16 protein-coding genes are annotated in these 18,211 nt (G+C 68.7%); 14 read left to right on the top strand and 2 right to left on the bottom strand.

Annotated features, from left to right (window positions below):
- Positions 1-26: 26 nt before the first annotated feature.
- The 8 genes from ACTVCO_RS09315 to aroC all read left to right on the top strand — a co-directional run bounded on the left by ACTVCO_RS09315 (position 27) and on the right by aroC (position 7,579).
- Positions 27-479, top strand: a complete 453-nt coding sequence (locus tag ACTVCO_RS09315) for a type IV pilus modification PilV family protein (RefSeq protein WP_443728144.1) — start codon at positions 27-29, stop codon at positions 477-479.
- Entirely contained in the window at positions 472-1,131 is a 660-nt protein-coding gene (locus tag ACTVCO_RS09310; protein WP_443728143.1) for a hypothetical protein, read from the top strand. The genes ACTVCO_RS09315 and ACTVCO_RS09310 overlap by 8 nt, the downstream gene beginning before the upstream one ends.
- A complete protein-coding gene (locus tag ACTVCO_RS09305; protein ID WP_443728142.1) occupies positions 1,118-2,782 on the top strand; it encodes a hypothetical protein in 1,665 nt (554 codons plus the stop codon). The genes ACTVCO_RS09310 and ACTVCO_RS09305 overlap by 14 nt, the downstream gene beginning before the upstream one ends.
- Positions 2,779-3,555 (top strand): prepilin peptidase, encoded by a 777-nt coding sequence (locus tag ACTVCO_RS09300; RefSeq protein ID WP_443728141.1) that lies wholly within the window; start codon positions 2,779-2,781, stop codon positions 3,553-3,555. The genes ACTVCO_RS09305 and ACTVCO_RS09300 overlap by 4 nt, the downstream gene beginning before the upstream one ends.
- 99 nt (positions 3,556-3,654) lie before the next feature.
- Positions 3,655-4,710: a type IV pilus assembly protein PilM gene (gene pilM / locus ACTVCO_RS09295; protein WP_443728140.1), complete on the top strand. Its 1,056-nt coding sequence runs from the start codon at positions 3,655-3,657 to the stop codon at positions 4,708-4,710.
- The gene (locus ACTVCO_RS09290) at positions 4,707-5,423 is read left to right on the top strand and encodes a hypothetical protein (RefSeq protein ID WP_443728139.1); all 717 of its coding nucleotides are present in this window, start codon (positions 4,707-4,709) and stop codon (positions 5,421-5,423) included. Before pilM ends, ACTVCO_RS09290 begins: the two co-directional genes overlap by 4 nt.
- Positions 5,423-6,274: a hypothetical protein gene (locus tag ACTVCO_RS09285; RefSeq protein ID WP_443728138.1), complete on the top strand. Its 852-nt coding sequence runs from the start codon at positions 5,423-5,425 to the stop codon at positions 6,272-6,274. Before ACTVCO_RS09290 ends, ACTVCO_RS09285 begins: the two co-directional genes overlap by 1 nt.
- Before the next feature lie 90 nt (positions 6,275-6,364).
- Positions 6,365-7,579, top strand: coding sequence for a chorismate synthase (aroC, locus tag ACTVCO_RS09280; protein WP_443728137.1), 1,215 nt, complete (start codon positions 6,365-6,367; stop codon positions 7,577-7,579).
- Positions 7,580-7,690: 111 nt separating this feature from the next.
- Here aroC and ACTVCO_RS09275 read toward each other — a convergent pair whose 3' ends face one another.
- Entirely contained in the window at positions 7,691-11,245 is a 3,555-nt protein-coding gene (locus ACTVCO_RS09275) for a fibronectin type III domain-containing protein (RefSeq protein ID WP_443728136.1), read from the bottom strand.
- A 158-nt stretch (positions 11,246-11,403) separates the two neighbouring features.
- On the opposite strand from ACTVCO_RS09275, the gene ACTVCO_RS09270 reads away from it, so the two are divergent.
- The gene (locus tag ACTVCO_RS09270; protein ID WP_443728308.1) at positions 11,404-11,970 is read left to right on the top strand and encodes a shikimate kinase; all 567 of its coding nucleotides are present in this window, start codon (positions 11,404-11,406) and stop codon (positions 11,968-11,970) included.
- Entirely contained in the window at positions 11,967-13,094 is a 1,128-nt protein-coding gene (gene aroB, locus ACTVCO_RS09265; RefSeq protein WP_443728135.1) for a 3-dehydroquinate synthase, read from the top strand. The genes ACTVCO_RS09270 and aroB overlap by 4 nt, the downstream gene beginning before the upstream one ends.
- Positions 13,095-13,179: 85 nt before the next feature.
- Here the strand turns inward: aroB and ACTVCO_RS09260 are convergent, their stop codons facing one another.
- Positions 13,180-14,430, bottom strand: coding sequence for a hypothetical protein (locus tag ACTVCO_RS09260; protein ID WP_443728134.1), 1,251 nt, complete (start codon positions 14,428-14,430; stop codon positions 13,180-13,182).
- Between the two features lie 241 nt (positions 14,431-14,671).
- Between ACTVCO_RS09260 and aroQ the strand changes: the two genes are divergently transcribed.
- From aroQ to ACTVCO_RS09240, 4 genes are all read left to right on the top strand, one after another.
- Positions 14,672-15,109 carry a type II 3-dehydroquinate dehydratase gene (aroQ, locus tag ACTVCO_RS09255; protein ID WP_443728133.1) on the top strand — a complete coding sequence of 146 codons (438 nt, stop codon included), beginning with the start codon at positions 14,672-14,674 and terminating at the stop codon, positions 15,107-15,109.
- A gap of 187 nt (positions 15,110-15,296) precedes the next feature.
- A complete protein-coding gene (efp, locus tag ACTVCO_RS09250; RefSeq protein ID WP_443728132.1) occupies positions 15,297-15,860 on the top strand; it encodes an elongation factor P in 564 nt (187 codons plus the stop codon).
- Between the two features lies 1 nt (position 15,861).
- Entirely contained in the window at positions 15,862-16,278 is a 417-nt protein-coding gene (gene nusB, locus ACTVCO_RS09245) for a transcription antitermination factor NusB (RefSeq protein WP_443728131.1), read from the top strand.
- Positions 16,279-16,386: 108 nt separating this feature from the next.
- Positions 16,387-18,126, top strand: a complete 1,740-nt coding sequence (locus ACTVCO_RS09240) for an AMP-binding protein (RefSeq protein WP_443728130.1) — start codon at positions 16,387-16,389, stop codon at positions 18,124-18,126.
- The last annotated feature ends 85 nt before the right edge of the window (positions 18,127-18,211 follow it).

Below are 18,211 nucleotides of genomic sequence, written 5' to 3'. Positions count from 1 at the left end.
CCGTCCAGTGCAACGAAGGGTCAGCCGTGCAGCCTCATGACAGCAAGAACTTCGACGAGGGTTTCAGCCTCGTCGAGATCCTCGTCGCCATGATGCTCTTCATGGTCCTGCTCCTTGGTCTCATCCCGGTCTTCGTGCAGTCGTTGTCGCTCACGAACCGGTCGGCGAGCGTGACGACGGCCTCACGGATTGCGAACTCGCAAGTTGAGGCAGCGCGGACGCTCCAGCTGCCCGTGAACGACGACCCGCGGTGCGTCCGCTTCATCCAGGCCCTCGGTTACGAGCTCGCGAAGACGCCGGGTGAGTTCCCGGTTCTCTCGACGTCGATCACGGACGGTCGGTCGGCGACACCCCTCACCGTGAGCCACACTGCCACGTGTGACGCGACGGACGACCGAGCGGTCGACTTCACGGTGCAGGTCAAGCAGGGCTCAAAGGTTCTCGCCGACGTGACGACGGAGTACTGGCTCAATGACTAGGACGCCACAAGCCCACCGGAGCCCCGACCTGCGCGACGCCCTGCGCTCGGACCGCGGTGCCTCGCTCGCCGAGCTTCTCATCTACCTCATCATGATGGTGATCCTCAGCGCGCTCATCGCGACGACCTTCATCAACGGGCGGAGCGTGCAGCAGGCGCAGGACTCGCTGGCCGACGCGTCGAACAACGCTCAGCTCGCGGCGGCGACGATCGAGGGCAGCGTCCGTAACGCCGCGAAGATCCAGGTCGACACCAGCATCTTCAGCGGTGACCTGCTCGTGGTGAAGACCCGTGTAGGTGAAGACAACGAGGCTGCTGCGAGCTGGCGGTGCAAGGCGTGGTTCTACGACGACGTGACGCGCGCGCTCTACGAGAAGGTCGACGTTCCGGGGCCGGCATCTGCGACGGTCGGTCTCACCGCTCGGCCCGCGATCGAGACGTGGCGGATGGTCGCGGACAACATCGACCGAGCGAAGGACGAGGCCGGTAGCCTCGTGCCGATCTTCAAGACGACCGGCGTGGGCGGGGGAGCGATGATTCGCTTCGACAACTCGTCAACCCGCATCGACGCCCCCGTACGCATCAACACGACCGTGATCCCGCGCATTCAGGGTCCAGGAATCGGTGAGGAGACTTGTGGTGAGTATCTCTAGACTTCGAGCGCTGCGGTCGGACGACAGCGGCAACATGCTCATCATGGTCATCGGCCTGGGGTTCACCTTCCTCATCCTCGCGCTGACGATGTCGATCTCGAGCACGTACGCCTCGAAGGTGTCGACTGAGGCTCGAGCCGGGGTGCAGGCGCAGGCGGCCGCCGACCTCGGGATCGACAACGCCCACAAGGCGATCAACAACGTCATCATCGGCGAGGAGTCGATGTTCCGGTGCGAGATCACCACGTCAGTGAGCACCGAGACGGGGACGTCCGACGTCGTCACAAAGATCGCCTACCGGCTCGCCGGCTCGGCCGAGAGCGACCCCTATGTCTGCCCGGGCGCGTTCGCGAACGGGACCGAGGTCGTCGCGGCGGAGATGATCTCCACCGCGACGATGGACGTGACCTCGACGAGCGGGACGAAGACGGTGGCGAGATCCGTCAAGCAAAAGGTTGAGATCACCCCTGACGAGCCGCTCCCGCCGCTGTTCAAGTACGGCTTCTTCTCGAACGGCAGCCTCCACACGACGAACAACTTCAAGGTCGACGGTGGCGGCGTGTTCACCAACGGAAACTTTGCCTGCAACTCGAACGCGCAGGTCTTCGGCGATGTCGTGGCGATCGGCAGTGCCGCTCTGTCGAACAGCTGCTATCTCAAGTCTCTGTGGACCGGGGGAGCGGTGCAGTGCAACAGCGGGGCCACAGTCGATGGCACGCTCACGGTTGCGTCGCCCTCGCGAACGTATGCGAGCTCAGGCTGCAAGCTCAACGGCGACGTCTGGACCAACGGGGCCTTTGAGACGCAGAACACCGTCGTCAAGGGGAACGCGCTCTCGGCGCGCGGCAACATCCACCAGCAGAGCGACTCGACGATCACGGGTTGGGCGCAGGCCGCCACGACCGTCACGGGTGGCACGGTCGGCTCGGCACGCGTCGAGAACCTTCCGTCGGACCCGCCGGCATCCCCTGTCAACCAAAAGATGCCGACGATCTACTGGAGCGACCTCATTGGTTCCTCCGCCGGGAACCCGGACGTCGTCAACTATGGCTCCTGGATCAAGGACAATGCGGTCGCGAACAACGCACCGACGTGGTCAACACTGCGGTCGGGGACGACCTGCACCGGTGAGGTCGCCAACGCGTCCTACAGCCTCAACGGACACCTGGTCGGCCCCTCGGCCGCATCGGTGATCGATGCGCGCAACTGCGAGGTGCGCTTCAACGGGTCGGACGGTGGTCTCAGGCTCACCGTGCGAGCCGACACGACGCTCGTCGTCAAGAGCTTCACGTCCTCGAACGGTCTGCTCATCAAGGGCGCGGACCCGACCAAGAGCTATGTGGTCCGTTTCATCGTTCCGCTGCCGGCCGGAGCGCAGTCCTGCACAGGGGCCGGCGGCGGCCGTGGCGACATTACGATCAACTCCGGTGGTACCGCTTTCGACGCGAATGTCGCGACGTTCGTCTACACCAACGGTAAGGCGACGCTGACCAACGGCGTGAAGTTCCACGGCTCGCTCTACGCCTGCGAGACCAATGTCTCGGTCGACACCCACATCACCTACTCCGACGGCACGCCTCCCGGAATGACCGACGATGGCGACCAGAAGTACAACTTCGCCCCGGTCATGAGGTTCGACGTCCGCCCGTGATTCCTCTCTACATCCTCGTCGCCGCTCTTGGGCTGGCGATCGGCTCGTTCCTCAACGTCGTCATCTGGCGGGTCCCGAGGGGGGAGTCGGTCGTCTCACCGCCGAGCGCGTGTCCTCGGTGCGGCCATGCCATCCGGCCTCGCGACAACGTGCCCGTCCTGTCCTGGGCTCTTTTGCGTGGACGCTGTCGCGACTGTGGTGAGCCGATCTCCGTGCGCTATCCGCTCGTCGAGGTGGCCACGTCGGCGCTCTTCGTCCTGGTGCTCCTGCGCTTCGGAGTCGTTGTTGAGCTCGTGGCGTTCCTCGTCCTCGCGGCCGTCGTGTGGGCTCTTGCGCTCATCGATCTCGACACGCACCGGCTCCCGGACCCGTTGACGCTCGGAGTCGTCCCTGTCCTGCTCGCCATCTTTGTCGCCGCGAGCGCAGTGTCCGGGGACTGGGGGGCGCTATGGCGGGCCCTCATCGGCTCTGCCGCTCTCTTCACGTTCTACTTCGTGCTCCTCGTCATCTATCCCGCCGGGATGGGATTCGGCGACGTGAAGTTCGCGCTCAGCCTGGGTCTCGGGATGGGCTACGTCGGGTGGGGGAGCCTTGTCGTCGGTGCGTTCGGAGCGTTCCTGCTCGGCGGCGTGCTGAGCGTCGTCCTCATAGCGCTCGGCAAGGCGACCCGCAAGTCGGGTGTGCCCTTCGGGCCGTGGATGGCGTTGGGGGCCGCGGTCGGCATCGCCTATGGCGAGCAGATCGCTGCCGCCTATCTCCGGCTTCTTGGGTGAGGCGCCGAGGAGTTCCGTCAGTGGGCTCAAGGTGGACGGCCCGAGCGCCGATAACTGCGATGGCGTGCGTGAACACGCCGACACCTCCGGAGGATGACTGTGGCTAAGACGAGAGTCGTCGGCCTCGACATCGGAACGAGCGCCGTACGCGCCGCCGAGATCGAGTTCGGCTCAGGCGGACCGGGTGCGTCGCGTGCGACGCTCCACCGGTTCGCAGAGATCACGCTGCCCGTGGGCGCCGTGCGTGACGGGGAGGTTGTCGAGACCTCGACCGTGGCCGGCGCACTGCGACAGCTGTGGCAGAAGGGCGGCTTCTCGTCCAAGAAGGTCAACATCGGGGTCGGTAATCAGCGCGTGATCGTGCGTGACCTCGAACTGCCCTGGATGCCGCTTGCGGCGATCCGCAAGACGCTCCCGTTCCAGGCGCAGGAGCTGCTCCCCGTCGCTGTCGACAGCGCGCTGCTCGACTTCTATCCGACCGGGGAGTCGGTCAACGAGACGGGCCGCGTGGCACAGGGCCTGTTCGTCGCCGCCGTTCGCGAGACCGTGACCCAGAACGTCCTCGCGTGCGAGGCAGCCGGCCTGACCCCCGAGATCGTCGACCTCAACGCGTTCGCGCTGACACGAGCGCTCGTCCAGCAGGATCTCGCTCAGCGCACCGTGGGCATCGTCGAGATCGGTGCCCGCATCACGACGATCGTCATCGTCAGCCAGGGCAAGCCGCGTCTCGTGCGCTACCTCGCGCAGGGTGGCGACAACATCACTGACGGAGTCGCGTCGGCGTTGCGGACGACGCAGGTCGAGGCTGAGCGGCTCAAGCGCGAGATCGGCATCGGTCACGGCTTCAACCCCGAGCTTGCACCAGCGGCACAGTCGATCACCCACGTGTCGACGACGCTCGTCGAGGCTGTGCGCGGAACGCTCGGCTACTTCGCTCAGAGCAACCCGCAGACCCCCGTCGAGACGCTCATCCTTGCTGGCGGCGCCGTCATGCTTCCAGGTCTCGGTCAGTTCGTCGCGAGCGCGACGCGACTTCCCGTCGCACTGGGAAGTCCCCTGCAGCACCTGGACGTGGCGCGCACCGCCACGGACGCCAGGGCCGTTGATTCCCGGATCGCGCTCCCCGTCGGCCTCGCGTATGGAGTCGCATCATGAGCCTCGCGTTGAAGAAGACAGGCGCCGCCTCAGGCTCCTCTGCGCGGACGCAGAAGGACATTGGCGCGAGTCGCTTGCCGCAGGTCAACCTGCTCCCGACCGATGTGACAGAGGCGCGGAGCCTGAAGAAGCTCAAGATCGTGCTTCTCGCAGCGGTCGTCGTCGTGCTCCTCGCCATCGGCGGGGTCACGGTGCTTGCTATGGGCCAGGTCTCACGTGCCCAGGACCGGGTCGACGCTGAGAACGTCGAGACAGCCCGCCTGCAGACCGAGCAGCGTAAGTACGCTGAGGTCCCCGTGGTCCTCGGCAAGATCTCGGACACGGAGAAGGCGCTCTTCCGGGCCGGTATGGGCGACATCCAGTGGGTCGCACTGCTGGATGCGATCACTGTTCAGCTGCCCCAGGACACCGAGCTGCGCAAGGTTGTCATCGAGGGCTGGGAGGCAGCTCTCGGATCCGTGAGCCTCAACGACCCGTCGCAGAGCTCGGTCCTGCACGCACGTGTCTCGCTCGACTTCGTCTCGAAGGCGAAGCCCGACGCGAGCGAGCTTCTTGCGGCGCTCGAGGCCCTCCCGACGATCGAGTCCGCGCGCCTTGCGGTGGCGGAGACGATCGAGGGTGACGGGAACGACCTCTTCTACTCGACGATCGCGTCGGTGACCGTCAACCTGCGTGCGCTCTCTGGCACGACGTTCCCGAAGGAGATGCGCTGATGCGTAACCCTCGCAAGGCGTGGATCGCGGGTGCGGTCGTCCTCGCGCTTGTCCTCATGGCTCTCGGTTGGTTTGTCCTCGTGCAGCCCAAGCGCGAGAAGGCCGCTGAGCTCAACACGCAGGCTGACCAGCTTCACTCGGGGAACGTGCAGCTCGCCGCCAAGGTAGCGACGCTCGCGAAGCAGTTCGACAACATCGACGCCTTCCGGGCGGAGCTCGCGGCACTCAAGGTGCGCCTCCCGGCCGACGGCGCGGTTCCCCAGCTCCTCGCGGACCTCGACAAGCTGGCCGACGATGCCGGGGTCCTTCAGATCTCGGCGGTCGTCTCTGACGCGCAGGAGGTCGTCACGCTGAGCGGCGACCGCGTGAAGGAGGCCGACTCGGTCTCCGACACGATCAAGGGATCGGCCGGCAAGGACGCGAAGAAGGACACGGAGAAGGAGTCGGCCGGCGCCGACGGCGAGGCGGTCAAGGAGGGGGAGAACAAGGCTGCGAAGCCGGCCTCCAAGAAGCCCGACCCCGCTGGGGACAAGCTCGTCGCCTTCGGGACGACCCTGACGTTCTACGGGACGTACAACGAGGCGAACGACTACCTCGACGCGATTCAGAAGAAGCTTCCGCGCTACTTCCTCGTGTCGAGCGTTGAGGCGACGTCTCTCACGAAGGACAAGATCCTGGATCGCGACCTTGACGACGGCGACGTCGAGTACGTCGTGTCGGGTGCCTTCTACATCCTCACGGACAAGACGCTTGACCTCGACCCGGTCGACGACGGCGAGATCAAGCTCCCAGAGCGCAAGGCGTCCGACAACCCGTTCAGCCGTGAGCTCAAGGCGGACGGCGCCAGCTGACGGAACGGGCATGCCATGACCGACGCCCCTGCCCCGACCGCACTGCGGACGGGGCGGGGGCGTCGTCGTCCCACGTGAAAGGATCGCGCCATGCTGCGCTGGATGACCTCAGGTGAGTCCCACGGCCCGTCACTCGTCGGAGTGATCGAGGGCCTTCCCGCGGGTGTCGAGGTGACGAGCACGGACGTCCGCGACGCGCTCGCACGACGCCGTCTCGGCTACGGACGCGGGGCGCGCCAGAAGTTCGAGCAGGACGAGCTCCGGGTGCTCGCCGGCGTGCGCCACGGCGTCACGCAGGGCGGACCCGTGACGTTCGAGATCGCGAACTCCGAGTGGCCCAAGTGGGTCGACGTCATGGCACCTGACCCGGTGGACGCCTCGGCGCTCCACGTCGACGCCGGCACCGGTGACGTCCGTGAGATCGCGCGCAACAAGAAGATCACGCGTCCCCGACCTGGGCACGCCGACCTCGTCGGCATGCGCAAGTACGGTTTCGACGACGCCAGGCCCGTGCTCGAGCGCGCCTCGGCGCGTGAGACCGCGACGCGCGTCGCGCTCGGCGTCTACGCGGCCGCGTTCCTCGAGCAGGCCGTCGGTGTGCGGTTGGTCTCCCACGTCGTCGCGATCGGGCCCGTCGTGGTCCCGGAGGATGCGGTTCTCCCCGCTCCCGATGATGTGGCGGCGCTCGACGCCGACCCGGTGCGCTGCTTCGACGCAGGCTCGTCGGCCGCGATGGTTGCTGAGATCGATGACTGTCACAAGGCCGGGGACACGCTCGGCGGCGTCGTCGAGGTCCTCGCGTACGGTGTTCCGTCGGGCCTCGGCACGTACGTGCACTCCGACCGACGCCTCGACGCTCGCCTCGCGGCGGCGATCATGGGCATCCAGGCGTTCAAGGGCGTCGAGGTCGGTGACGGCTTCCGCACTGCGACCCGCCGCGGCTCGCAGGCGCACGACGAGATCGACGTCGTCAGCGGCCGCATCACGCGTGCGACGAACCGCGCCGGCGGCGTCGAGGGTGGCATGTCGAACGGTGAGGTGCTGCGTGTGCGCGGCGCCATGAAGCCCATCTCGACCGTTCCCCGCGCCCTGCGCACCGTCGACGTCGCGACGGGGGAGGCCGCCCAGGCGCAGCACCAGCGCTCCGACGTGTGCGCCGTCGCACCGGCCGCCGTCATCGCTGAGGCCATGGTGGCGCTCACGCTCGCAGACGCTGTCCTCGAGAAGTTCGGCGGCGACTCGGTCGCCGAGGTCCGCCGTAACTACGAGGCGTACGTCGCCGCGATCCCGGAGCACATGCGCTGAGCGTGACGACGAACGACGTAGGGGCGGGATCCGTCTGGATCCCGCCCCTACGTCGTTCATGCTGCCCGGTGACCCGGGGCGAGCAGCGATTGCTGCCCGCCCCGGCCCTCATCACCTGACTGTGACCTTCACGGTCCGCGAGACCTTGCCCCAGCCGAGGGCGTTCTTCGCCTGGACGCGGAAGTACGCGGTCTTCTTCGACTTCCCCTTCTTCCAGGTGTACGAGCGCACGCTCGACTTCGTGGACTTCAGCGTCTTCCACTTCTTGCCGTTGGACGAGTACTGGACGCGGTAGCCCGTCACCTTCGACCCGTTCGACGCTGCGGCCTTCCACGCGACCTTGACCGAGCGCTTCTTGGTGGACTTCGCACTGACCTTCGTCGAGGCGAGCGGCTTGCTCGCGGGCGTGACGACCTTCGACGCAGTGGCCGGGCTGGTGCCGACCTTCGACGTCGCGATGACGCGCACCTCGGTCCTCACGCCGTTCTTCAGGCCTGTGACCTTGGCAGAACGAGATGTCGCCGCGGCGCTCACCGTCTTCCACGCGGACCACTTGCCCTTGGCATAGGTGCGAGTCTGGATCCGGTAGCCCGTGATGCCGCTCGAGCCGGCGCTCGAGGGTGCCGACCACCGTGCCGTGACCTGCTTGTTGCCGCGGGTCACCCTCAGCGCGCGGGGCGCGGACGGTGCGGTGTGGGCCGTCGTGACCGAGACGGACCTGCTCCACGCACTTTGGCCGACCGCGTTCGCCGCGGCAATCTGCACGACGTACGACGTCGCCGGCTTGAGCCCCGAGAGGGTGCGCGCAGCCGCAGAACCGACGGCGACGGTGCCCGACCATGCAGGGTCGAGCCCATCCGGGCGGGCGACGCCGAAGCGGAGGACGTAACCGGGGGCAGTCGGGCTCCCCATGGACGCTCCCGCCAGCCGCGTCCAGCTGGCAGCGACGGTTCCCTTGCCGCCCACAAGCTTGAGCCCTGAAGGGGTGGCTGGGGGCGTCGTGACCGTGAGGCGCGTCTCGAGCGACCGCGCGATGACGGGCCGCGTCGCCGAGGTGAGGGGGAACGACTTCTCGGGGACCGCACGCACGTCCCAGACGTACGCTGTCCCGTACACCAGAGGCTTCGTGGGAGTCCACGACGTCGAGCTGGTTTCCGCCGCCTCGACCGGTGTCGTCGTGCCCTGCTTGCGGACGCTGACGACGTAGCGCGAGGCTCCTGCCACGGGCGACCAGTCGAACCGCAGCACTGAGGCGGGCGACGTCGCGACACCGCTGGTCGCCACGACGGCGACCGGGGCCTTGAACGTCCGAGCGGCCGAGGACAGCGAGCGGTTGGAGTCCTTGTCGCGCGACACGACCGACCACGTGTAGGCGAGGCCCGGCGTGCGGTCAGTGAGGACGAGGGACGTCTGCTGTGACTTGTACGTCGTCGGTTGGCCGCCCTGCGGTGTGACGGTCACCTCGTAGGACGTGGCACTGACGACCGGGCTCCAGCCGAGACGCACACCCGTGCGGCCGGGCAGGACCGTCTCGGTCAGGGACGTGACTGTCGAGTCGCCGACCTTGAACGGACTCCGTTCCGAGTAAGGGCCCGGAAGTCCGGCGCCGTCGAGAATCGCATAGCGGTACTCGTACGATCCCGCTGGCAGTGTGGACAGCGTGACGCGGCCGGAGGTGGCGTAGGAGATCTTGCTCGCCGCGAGCGTCGACGGCTGATCGACATTGAGCGTGGCGACGACCGACGTGCTGCGCGGCTCGTGGATGAGGACTCGATAGCCGCGGTTGGCGCCGCCGAGCGCGGCTGCGGTGGTCGGCGCCATCGTGAGTACGGTCTGGCCGGCCGCGTTGATCGTGGTGCCGGCGGCGGGGGCAGATCCGGTGCGCTTCCACGCGACCGAGCCCGTCGACGCCTTGACGAGCTTGGACCAGTCCGTCGGCGTCGTCGTCGGGCCGCCGCGCATCGCCGAGATCTCGGCGTAGTACGCGTCATCAGAGGCGGTCGTGGTGTTCCGCGCAAAGACTCCGTTCGAGGTGTAGCGGGGTGTCGGCGTCATGAGAGTGCCGATCTTCGAGGACTTGCTCGCGTCGGTGTACAGCTCGACGAGGTAGCCGGTCGCGCGCTCCTCCGCCGCTCCGTCGACCACGAGCGTGGGCGCCCACGAGAACGACGGGCTGACCTTGGACGACGTGACGAGGCTCGTCTGATCGGGAACGACTGCGTTCGTCGCCGTTGCACGTCCCTCCGCGGTCACCGTGAAGTAACGCGTCTCGGAGGTTGCGCTCGGAACGACATCCTTGTCCGTCGAGAACTTCGACTGGTAGTTCGTCGTGCTGTCAGCCGCAACGTTGACCGCGGTCACGTTGACGCTGTACATGGCGCCCGGCCTGATGGCGCGGTTGGGCGTCGTCGACCAGAGGCACGTGGCCGGCGAGGAGTGTGCCGACGTCTGGTTACCGTCGGCGACATAGCTGGCGATGATCGTCGCGGTCGTGCTCGCGGTCTTGCACGTCAGGGGCGCCCCACCATTGATCTGGGCAACCGTGACCTGGTAGAACGACGCACGCGGAACCGGCTGCCAGGTGATGGCAAAGTCGTCGAAGCCGATAGCGGTCGGCGAGCCGGAGTCCGTTGACCCGGTCTCGAGAACCGGCTTCGTGGTCGTGGCACTCGCGGCGACGACGGAGGCCGCGCTGTCGCTCATGATCTTGCGGAACTGACGTGGTGCGGAGGGGTTGCGTGCGGCGTTCCCTTGAGCGTCGTACGCCCGGACCCGCCAGTAGTACGTCGAGCTCGGCAGCGGCCGAGTGAGCGTGAATGCGGTGCCCGAGACCTCGCTCGAGAGGCTGACGAGAGAGAACTCCTCGTCGGCCGAGAGCTCGACGAGGTACTTCGAGGCTCCGGCAACCTGAGACCACGTGAGGGTGACGTCGTTGAGACGAGCACCGTCGGCAGGTGAGATGAGGTTCGGACGCGAAGCCGCGTCGGGCCACACCACGGACAACCGCTGGAGGGTCGTCTCGGGACCAGCGAACGTTGCCGTCGCCGAGCCGGGGACTGGGAAGTGGGCGCGAACGCTCCACTGCCACGACCCCAGACCGAGCGGGGCGGCGGGCGCGAACGCGGTCGTCGTGATGCCGGAGACCGTCGTGGGAGTGCCGGCTCCCGTTCCGTAGGTCAGGGTGTACGACGCGGCGCCGGGAACGGGCTGCCAGCTGAACGTCACAGGCGTGGGGTGGGTGACCGTCGAGCCAGATGCAGGCGCGGAGGCGACAGGCACGGGCGCGGCTGCACGAGTGAACGACCGGACGGTTGCGTCCTGCGGGAGGGCGCCGACGCCATTGGGAATGACTCGCCAGAACAGTGTGCGTGCCGCCGTCCCGCCCCACAGGCCAGATGTCGGGACCCAGCCGAGCGCTGACGTCGTTGCCGAGTCGACGATGTTCGCGGAGCCGAAGCCGCGGTCGTCGGACACCTGGACCGTGTAGGTCGTCGCCCCGGGCGTCGCCTTCCACGCGAGCCGGACCTGACCGGTCGACGTCGTTGATGTCCGGGTCGTGTCGACCTGGACGATGTCCGTCGCCGCGGCCGCTGTCGGAAGTGCGGTGAGCAGCCCGACCGCGAGGACAGCGGCCGTCGCCCCGGCGACGATCCGTGGTGTTCGCATGAGTTCCCCTTGTGACGTGAGTCTCGGTACCAGTGGTAACGCATGATCATCGGCACGTCCTGGGAGAAAGTTGAGGGAGTCGGACAGAGGCCACCCGCGGACGTGGCGGCACCGGTCCGGCCTGCGCGGGTACCCTCGTCCACGTGTCCAACGTCGTCATGCCCCGCGTCGTCCTTGCCGGTCCGCCCGGCTCCGGTAAGTCCACGGTCGCTGCGGCGCTCGGCGCTGCGACGGGCTGGGCGGTCCGTGACACGGACTCCGACGTCGAGGCCCGCGCGGGCAAGCCGATCAGCGACATCTTCCTCGACGACGGCGAGGATGCGTTCCGGGCGCTCGAGCGCGACGCCGTCGCGGCCGCGATCGCCGAGCACGACGGCGTTCTTGCGCTTGGCGGGGGAGCGGTGCTCGCTCCTGAGACGCAGGCGGTCCTTGCGACGTACGCGGCTGCGGGCGGCACAGTCGTCTTCCTCGACGTCTCGCTCGCCGTGGCCGCCCCTCGCGTCGGATTCAACGTCTCGCGTCCCTTGCTCGTCGGCAACCCGCGCGCGCAGTGGCAGCAGCTCATGACGGCCCGCCGGCCCGTCTACGAGTCCGTTGCGACGCTGCGCGTCGACACCGACACGCTCACGCCCGACGAGGTCGCAGCGACGATCCTTGCCGCGCTCGACGCGGCTCCTGCCCCGCAGCTCGGGGACTCCGCACCCATCGAGGGGGACCAGAAGTGAGCACTGCACCCGTCCGCGTCACCGTCAACGGCGAGGCGCCCTACGACGTCGTCATCGGGCGCCACCTGCTCGGCGAGCTGCCCACGATGCTGGGTCCCGACGTTCGCCGTGTTCTCGTCCTCGCCCCGGCCGCGCTCGGCGCGACCGCCGAGGCGATCCGCGCGGACCTCGTCGAACAGGGCTACGAGGCGATCCAGGCGGAGGTGCCCGACGCCGAGGAGTCCAAGACGGCGCAGGTCGCCGCGTTCTGCTGGCAGGTCCTCGGCCAGGCTGGATTTACGCGGTCCGACGCGATCGTCGCCGTCGGCGGCGGCGCGACGACGGACCTCGGCGGGTTCGTCGCCGCGACCTGGCTGCGCGGCATCAAGGTCGTCCAGGTCCCGACGACGATCCTCGCGATGGTCGACGCGGCCGTCGGCGGCAAGACGGGGATCAACACCGCCGAGGGCAAGAACCTCGTTGGCGCGTTCCATCCGCCGGCCGGGGTCCTGTGCGACATCGATGCCCTCCAGACCCTGCCGCGCTGGGATTTCGTCGCGGGGCTCGCCGAGATCGTCAAGTGCGGATTCGTGCACGACGCGCGGGTCCTCGAGCTCATCGAGACCCACGCCGCCGAGCTCACTCAGGGCGCAGCGGGCGTCCCCGAGGACGTGCTCGTCGAGCTCATCGAGCGCGCCGTCGCGTGGAAGGCGGCGGTCGTCGCCGAGGACCTCAAGGAGTCTGGCCCACGCGAGTTCCTCAACTACGGCCACACGTTCGGGCACGCGATTGAGCACGTCGAGCGCTACCAGTGGCGCCACGGCGCGGCAGTGTCCGTCGGCATGGTCTTCGTGGCCGAGCTCGCCCGCCTTGCGGGACGGCTGAGCGAGGCCGACGTCGACCGCCAACGTGCCGTCCTCACGGCCCTCGGCCTGCCGACCACCTACCGCGGCGATCGCTGGGACCAGTTGCTCAGCGCGATGCGTCGGGACAAGAAGAGCCGCGGCGACACGTTGCGCTTCGTCATCCTCGACGAGCTCGGCCGCCCCAGCCGCCTCGAGGGCCCCGACCCGGCGCTCCTCGTCTCCGCGTACGCGGAGATCGCCATGGACACGCCCGCAGGCGGCCACAGCGTGAGCCTCTGACCCGGCTGGACGCACAACCGGGCACGACGCACCCGAGCCCGGCACCCTCTCGCGGGTGCCGGGCTCCCGCTCGTCAGAGCTGGTATCACTCCCAGCGCGTCACGAGGGTCACGGTGTGCTTCTCCGACCAGTTGTCCGTGTGGTCCCAGGCGAGCAGGTCACCAGCGCAGAACGAACGTCCTGTCACTGCCGCGTCCGCAACACGCCACAGCGCGCCGTCGTCGACGTCGTAGACGAACTGTCCTGCCTCCGGGCCGAGCGCCGACCACGTGAGACGCGACCCGCACTGCGCGACGCCCACGAACGTCGTGTCCGACGGCGCAGCAACCGCGACCGCCGTGCCCGCACGAGCGTCCACCACGTACAGCACCCCCTGCCGTGCGAACGACAGGGTGTCGCCGCCTCCGGCGAGGTCCGAGATCGTCCCCTGCGCGCCGGGGTTGCCCGACGCGCCCACCGACACGATCTCCTGGTAGCGGCCATCGAGCAGGACGGCGACCCCCACGGTGTCGAGCGGGTTCTGCGCGCCGTCGGGCGTGAGCCCGTCACCCAGGCGGAGCACGGCGACGCCTCCGTCGAACACGACAGGTGTCGTCGCGCCCTTGACCTCGACGCGCACACTGCCACCCGCGACCGGAACCGACAGCACCTGGACGCGGCTCGTCCCGTCCTGCTCGACGTACGCAGCGTTGAAGTAGACGCGGTCGTCGTGGACGACGGGGCGGGGCGTCGCGATCGCCGCGTGCACATTGCCGGGAACCCCGAGGTCCTTCGACTCGGCGAGCGTCGTCACCGCACCCCCGGCCTCGACTGCGCGGATCCGCCAACGGCCGTTCGCCACATCGCCCGTGAGGGACTCGACCCACACCGTGACGTCGTCCGTCGAGGATGCTCCAACAGGAAGCGCCTTCGCGCGCGTGAGCTCCGTGAGTGTCCCCTCGAGGTACCCGCCGAACGTCGCTTCGCCCGTGAGGGTCGCGTCCTTCGCCACGAAGTCGGCGGGAATGCCCGCGAGGAGCGCCGTCCCGTCGGGCTGCACACCGAACGCGGTCGCAGGATCGCCCTGCTCCGTCAGCGGCGGGGTCTCCGCGACGACCGAGTACTGCGTGCCCTCGGCTGCCGGCTGGGCCGTCGCGATGTCGACCGTCGTCGCGACGAGGGGCGTCCCGTCCGGGCCGCGCAGCTCGTTGACCGTCGGTGCGAGCGACACCGTCCCCGTCGGCGTGGGCGATGGCCCGGGCGCCGGACCGCTCGTGCACGCGGTCGTGAGCGTCAGCCCGAGCGTGACGAGAAGGGCGGCGCCGAAGCGAGCGGGGGCGCGGAACGTGGCAGTCATCGGGGACCTCTCGAGTGCGGGCGTCGTCGTCCGCGTCGGGCCTCACAACCCCTGCGGCAGCGCGAGCCTAGCCACGCGCGCGCCCGTGGGCGCGGCGGGCGAGCCCGCGGGCTCAAGTGTGTGGAGACCACGTACGGGAGTGCACCTACCGGGGGGCCGTCGGCACTCCCGTCCGCGGCCCGACGCGACCGCAGGGCGGGACGTGCCGCGGGTGCCCGGTGGGATTCGCTACGCTCGCCGCATGACGCGCGTCCTGGTCCTCAACGGTCCCAACCTCGGTCGCCTCGGCGTGCGTGAGCCCGAGGTCTACGGTCACGCGACGCTCGACGACCTGCGGGCCGCGTGCGAACGCTGGGCCGCCGCGCACGGTCGTGAGGCCGACGTCCGTCAGACCGATGACGAGTCGCAGATCGTCGCCTGGCTCCACGAGGCCGTCGACACCCGCTCGGACGTCGTCATCAACCCCGCGGCGTTCACCCACTACTCGTATGCGATGCGTGACGCTGCGGCGCAGGTGACCGACGTCGGGCTGCGGCTCATCGAGGTGCACATCTCCAACCCCTACGCGCGCGAGGCCTTCCGGCACCTGTCGGTCATCGGCCCCGTCGCGACGGGGACGATCGCGGGCTTCGGCCTCGACTCCTACCGGCTCGCGATCTCGGCGCTCGCCGCGGACTGACACCCGGCACCGCGCGTGGTGGCGCACACCACCCGCGCCCTCGGCAGCGACGTGCGGGCCGGATCGGTATACTCGACCAGTTGCGGCGGCTGCCGCCCCTGCGGCGGCTCCGTCTCGGCCAACGCCCTTCGGGGCGCACCGGCCGCCCGCACACCGACACTTGAGGCCCCCAAGAGGAAGTTGAACCGTGGCGACCACGAACGACATCAAGAACGGCACCGTGCTCCGAATCGACGGCCAGCTCTGGACCGTCATCGAGTTCCAGCACGTCAAGCCTGGCAAGGGCGGCGCGTTCGTCCGCACGAAGATCAAGAACGTCGTCACGGGCAAGACCGTCGACAAGACCTTCAATGCTGGCCTCAAGATCGAGACCGCGAACGTCGACAAGCGCAACTACCAGTACCTGTACAAGGACGGCGACGACTTCATCTTCATGGACACCGACACCTATGACCAGGTGCCCGTGTCGGCCACCGTCGTCGGTGACGCTGTCAACTACATGCTGGAGAACCAGTCGGTCCTCGTCGCGCAGAACGACGGCACTCCGCTGTACATCGAGCTTCCCGCCTCCGTCGTGCTCGAGATCACGTACACCGAGCCGGGCCTGCAGGGTGACCGCTCGACGGGTGGCACGAAGCCCGCGACGCTCGAGACGGGCGCCGAGATCCAGGTTCCGCTGTTCCTCGAGCAGGGCACCAAGGTCAAGGTCGACACGCGTGACGGGTCCTACCTGGGCCGTGTGACCGACTGACGTGGCAGCCCGGAGCAAGGCCCGCAAGCGGGCCGTCGACGTCCTCTTCGAGGCCGAGCAGCGCGATGTCGCACCCCTGACGATGCTTGCCGATCGCATCACGTCCCCCGGGACGGAAGCGGCGCTGCCGCAGTATGCGTGCGAGCTCGTCGAGGGGTACGACGCGAACGCGGCTCGCATCGATGAGGTCCTCGAGACGTACTCGAACGGCTGGACGCTCGACCGCATGCCTGCGGTCGACCGCGCGATCCTGCGACTTGCGACGTGGGAGATCGTCTACAACGACGACGTGCCCGATGCCGTCGCGATCGACGAGGCCGTCGAGCTTGCCTCGGGCCTGTCGACCGACGAATCGCCGGGGTTCGTCAACGGTCTGCTCGCGCGCATCATGGACCTCAAGGCGACCCTCGGGCGCTGAGGTCACTGTGGTCCGGACGCGGTCCCGCACCCCTCGCCGGGGGTGCGGGATCGCGTTTTTCACGCCCGCGCGTCCGTAACCTACGGATGCGTAGGTTAGCCTTGAGGCATGGATCTTGCCGACCGTCCCTGGCTCGCCTCTTACGCACCCGGCGTCGCTGCTGACGTCGAGGTGCCCGACGAGCCACTTCACGCAGTGATCGAGCGCAACGCAGCCGCGTTCCCGGACCGCATCGCGCTCGACTTCCTGGGACGACGCACGACGTACCGCCAGCTCGCGACCGAGGTCGCCCAGGCGGCGGGCATTCTCACGAGGCTCGGCGTCGCGCCCGGGGACCGTGTCGCGATCGCGCTGCCCAACTGCCCGACGCACGTCGTCGCGTTCTACGCGGTCCTGCGCGTCGGCGGCGTCGTCGTCGAGTGCAACCCGACGTACACGCGCGACGAGCTCGCGCACCAGATCGCTGACGCGGGCGCCAAGGTTGCGATCGCCTGGGAGCCCACGGCCGCCCGTCTCCTCTCGGTCCAGGCCGCGTCCGGTGTCGAGACCGTCGTCGCGGTCGACCTCACGCGAGACCTGCCGGGCGCCAAGCGACTCGCACTCAAGCTGCCCGTCGCGGCCGCCCGCGCGCTGCGCGGCCAGATGCGCGGCAACGTCCCGGCGGGAACGCCGCGCTGGGAGGAACTCCTCGCCGACGCGCGGCCCGTGCCCGCCAGCTACCCGAGCCCCCAGTCGTCTGACCTCGCGCTCCTGCAGTACACGGGCGGGACGACGGGCGTTCCGAAGGCCGCGATGCTCACGCACCGCAACCTCGTCACCAACGCGATCCAGGGGCAGGAGTGGACGCAGCTCGGCCGCGACATCGAAGGCGGCCCGACCCGCGGGATCGCCGACGACGTGGTCTACGGCGTCCTGCCGTTCTTCCACGCCTTTGGTCTCACCCTCTGCCTGTCGTACGCCTTGCGGATCGGCGCGACGCTCGTCCTCATGCCGAAGTTCGACGTCGCGCAGTTCCTTGCGGCGCAGAAGCGTGTGCCGGGCACGGTCCTTCCGGCGGTGCCGCCCATGCTCGACCGTGTCGCGAAGGCGGCTCCCGCCGCGGACGTCGACCTGTCGTCGTTCCAGTTCGCGATCTGCGGCGCCATGCCGCTGCCGTCGGACGTGGCCGCGGCCTGGGAGTCGGCGACGGGCGGGTATGCGATCGAGGGGTACGGCATGACGGAGACGTCGCCGGTCGCCCTGGGCTCCCCGTGCTCCGAGGAGCGCCAGCCCGGGATGCTCGGCGTGCCCTTCCCTTCGACGTATATCCGCGTGACCGACCAGGAAGACCCCACGGTGCTCGTGCCGGCAGGTGAGCGCGGCGAGCTGCTCATCGCTGGCCCGCAGGTCTTCCAGGGCTACTGGAACAGGCCTGAAGAGACCGCCGACAGTCTCGTCGAGATCGACGGCCGCACGTGGGTGCGCACGGGCGACGTGGTCGTGGTCCAGCCCGACGGCTTCGTCAAGCTCGTCGACCGCATGAAGGAGATGATCATCTCCGGCGGGTTCAAGGTGTACCCGTCGCAGGTGGAGGACCGCCTGCGTGAGATGCCGGGCATCGAGGACGTGGCGGTCGTGGGTGTTCCCGGAGGGGACCTAGGTGAGCGCGTCGTCGCGGCGATCGTGCTCGCGACCGACGTGGCGTCCGCGATCGACCTTGAGCAGGTGCGCGCGTGGGGCGAGGAAAAGCTTGCGCGCTACGCCCTGCCGAAGCAGCTCGAGATCGTCACGGAGCTGCCGAGGTCGCAGATCGGCAAGGTCCTGCGCCGCGTGGTCCGCGACGATATCCTCGCCCGCAAGCAGCCGTAGCCCGAGTCCGGGCGAGACTCCAGTCCGGCCCGCTTGCGCCCCGGCGCCTCCTCCGGCCTGGTTGCGCCCACGCACCCCTGCGGGG

The organism is Sanguibacter sp. A247, from assembly GCF_052324925.1.
Taxonomy (GTDB): domain Bacteria; phylum Actinomycetota; class Actinomycetes; order Actinomycetales; family Cellulomonadaceae; genus Flavimobilis.
The sequence above is the reverse complement of the archived record's forward strand: the minus strand, read 5'-3'. Positions and strand labels throughout refer to the sequence as shown.